Genomic DNA, 2,896 nt, shown 5'->3' on the forward strand with positions numbered 1-2,896 from the left:
CAGCTTCAATTCAATGACCGTGTTGCACTCAGCTCCTGCAACCGCCCAGTTATAACTGGGTGCCACCGGTGATTGATGAGTCAAGATTTGCTGAAAATGGCGTTTTCAATAACGGCAATGACCTGGCCAACGGATTGAATTTTATTGTTGCTCCCTACGAAGAAAAAGTTGTTCCTATGAGAGACTTTGGCAGCGCGAAAGCCTGGTACCAAGTCAGGCGCGGTGGTGTACTGATAGGTGAGTCTTCGCCTAGAAGAATTCATGTTGATCTGAACTATAGCGCGCCAGGTTATTGCAAGGCGGGCGATGTAATCTCATGTTCAACTACGGGGGTGGCAACACTGCTGTCGAGTAAATAATGGATTTCGGTTTTCGGCAGCAGTTATTGTTGTCGGTGGCCGAAGTTTTCAGGTCGTATTTATAAAGATTAAACCTCAGCAATGTATCGTTGTGCGTTCGCGCACGCCTTGAAACTATTGTGCTACCTGAGTAACACCGGAGATCAACATGAAAAAGAATACGTTGGACACTATTCGATGCTTTGAGAATTCACGCAGGGCCAATCCAGGAATTTCCGCTCTTCCTGACGGAGTACTAGAGGATCAGGTCCCAGGCTTTCCCGGCTTGCTGAAACGCGCAGCCTCATTGAGCGAAAACACAAAACTCATTGTTCCCCGGCCCGACGACTTCAGTACGGACCCACTTGAACCCGACTTTTTCAGTCTGTGGATCAAGCCAAATGATGCAGCCGACTTCGGTGATCCTTATTTAACCCAAAGTGTGTCTTCACTTCCGGCAACCGGGCTCGAAGTGAATATCGCGCGTGCTCGGCGTGCCCCTGGTATTCACCAGATCAAATATTCGTTTTTCGTTTTCAAAGTGGGTAACACCACCGAGTCTCTACCCCAGTTATTGATTGCTGACCTTGAAGGGGCCTATGAGGCTTATGTTGGAACCATTCCTGCACCTATTCCACCCACGGATCTGCCTGCTTCCGTGGGGGCTGATTACTTCATGGGCAAGCCGAATGAATCTGCAATTTTTACCATTCCTGACTATGTTCCTTATGGCAAAGCCCCCGGTGATCGGGCACTGTTCTTTTTCGCCAATTCGGATGATCCCTACCTGCCCGTTGTAGGTAACCCTGACCCGTATTGGCCAATTCCCGCCGATCGCACTTTCCCCCTGCCGCTATCGGTCGTTCAAGGGGCTCCGGATGGCGTCCACAGCTTGCGGTATCTGATCGTCGATGCGGCCGGCAATCCGATGTACAAACAGTCGGGTGCCTTCAACTTTGACGTAAGCCTGTTTCCCAAACCCAGCAATTTCAAAGCTCCCACCATCGATTTGGCTGTCCCCGGTGATGGGTTGACCGACCGTGATGATGTAGCGGCACTCAGTGGCATGGTCGTGCGTGTCCCTGTTTACGACAACGTGTTGCGCGCGTCCGATAGTTTGCTTGTCAAACTCACTACCAGCCTGGGTTCTTACGATGTGCCTGAGTTTCCAGTGAGCAGTGCCACATTCCCGATCCGAGTTCCGGTAGATTATCTAGCGCTGGTAGCGCTCTACGGTGCAACAGTAGGGCTGTTGCCACTGACGGTTTCTTATTCGGTCAAGCGCCGCACGGTTTCCTATCCAGCAGTCTTGACTGCGACGACCGATTTGGATCTGTTTGTTGTAGGGCCTACACCGGGTGGTTCAGACCTGATCAATAACAAACTGAATCCAGTTCGGGTGATCGGTAGAGACTTCTTGGGCGCAGAGGGGCCTGACAATGAACTGACTCCTGACCATGCCACTCGCCCTGCTATTGCGCGCATTAAGCTTTGGAGTGATCCACCCACCCCCGACGCTCGAGCCTTTACGATCAGGCTCTATTATGACGGGCTTTTTGTACCTCCCGCCCTGCCTGTTCCCAGTGGCGTCGCGGATCAAGAAATTGACATGGTCATCCCCTGGCCCGCGATCGTCGCCGGAAAAAACGGCACCAAACTGGCGTATTACACCATCGAATCGGCGGGCACCACCAATAAACAGCAATCACCCCTTACGCCTGTGAACGTGACCGCGAACTTTGTCTCGCTGGATAAACCGGTAGTGCAAAATCTTACGGCGAACGTCTTCATCAACTGCGACAGCTTCGTACCCAAAGGGCCTCCACCCGGTAATCTGGTGGTGTTTATCCCGCCAAGCACTCAGTTTGCATTGAATATGGTGGTGACCTTGCACTGGCAGGGTTATAGCGATGATGCCGCTACTGCGGGTATGGAGGTGCCCGCTGCGGTGGGTAGTGCAACTCACACAATCACGCAACAGTCCGACATCAACCTGGGGTTCACGATCAACCTCGGGCCCTATGCAACGATCTTCAAAACTATTCAACCGACGTTTGCGACAAGGCTTGCAGGTTCCGCAAAACTCTTCTACAGCATCCCGCAGGCAGGTGGAGGGAGCCTGAACTCCAATAATGCGATCCAGCGTGTACGCGGCCAGAAATCCGGGGCGCCGGGCACTAACGGGACCTTCTGCGATGGTAGCGCCGTACCCGGCCCATAGTGAGTGTTGAGAGGCTAGGCCAAAGAGCGATTAATTCGCTCTTTGGCTTTTTTATGGAAAAAAAACCCTTCCCATGTAGGCAACAGGAGAGTTCTCCTGAAGCAAAACGCCTATAGATGCAACTACTTAGGATAAGTCCTACATATACCGGTAATCACTCTGGATACCTTGGCACCGCTCGATTGGCAGGCTCCCACGCACTTTGGAACCAGCCAGATTCTTGCGTAAAGGAACGCCAACCCAGAGGTACATCAAATGTCATCTGTATTCAATTTCAAACCATCGCCTTTAAGGATGGTCTGAAGTAGGCCGCTATTTTTCGACTGCTGAGCCATAG

General features: G+C 51.9%; 2 protein-coding genes. Both read left to right on the forward strand.

The genetic code is table 11. The annotated features are described in order from the left end of the window. Positions 1 to 68 precede the first annotated feature (68 nt). The gene (locus H096_RS34050) at positions 69 to 359 is read left to right on the forward strand and encodes a hypothetical protein (RefSeq protein WP_156717530.1); all 291 of its coding nucleotides are present in this window, start codon (positions 69 to 71) and stop codon (positions 357 to 359) included. Positions 360 to 507: 148 nt separating this feature from the next. Beyond that, positions 508 to 2,559 carry a hypothetical protein gene (locus tag H096_RS26080; RefSeq protein WP_033902238.1) on the forward strand — a complete coding sequence of 684 codons (2,052 nt, stop codon included), beginning with the start codon at positions 508 to 510 and terminating at the stop codon, positions 2,557 to 2,559. Positions 2,560 to 2,896: the final 337 nt, after the last annotated feature.

Origin of the sequence: Pseudomonas sp. FH1 (assembly GCF_000510895.2) — a bacterium.
Taxonomy (GTDB): domain Bacteria; phylum Pseudomonadota; class Gammaproteobacteria; order Pseudomonadales; family Pseudomonadaceae; genus Aquipseudomonas; species Aquipseudomonas azotoformans_A.

Coding starts and splice junctions, on each gene's coding strand:
- H096_RS26080 (WP_033902238.1), top strand. CDS start 508: ATGAAAAAGAATACGTTGGACACTATTCGATGCTTTGAGAATTCACGC.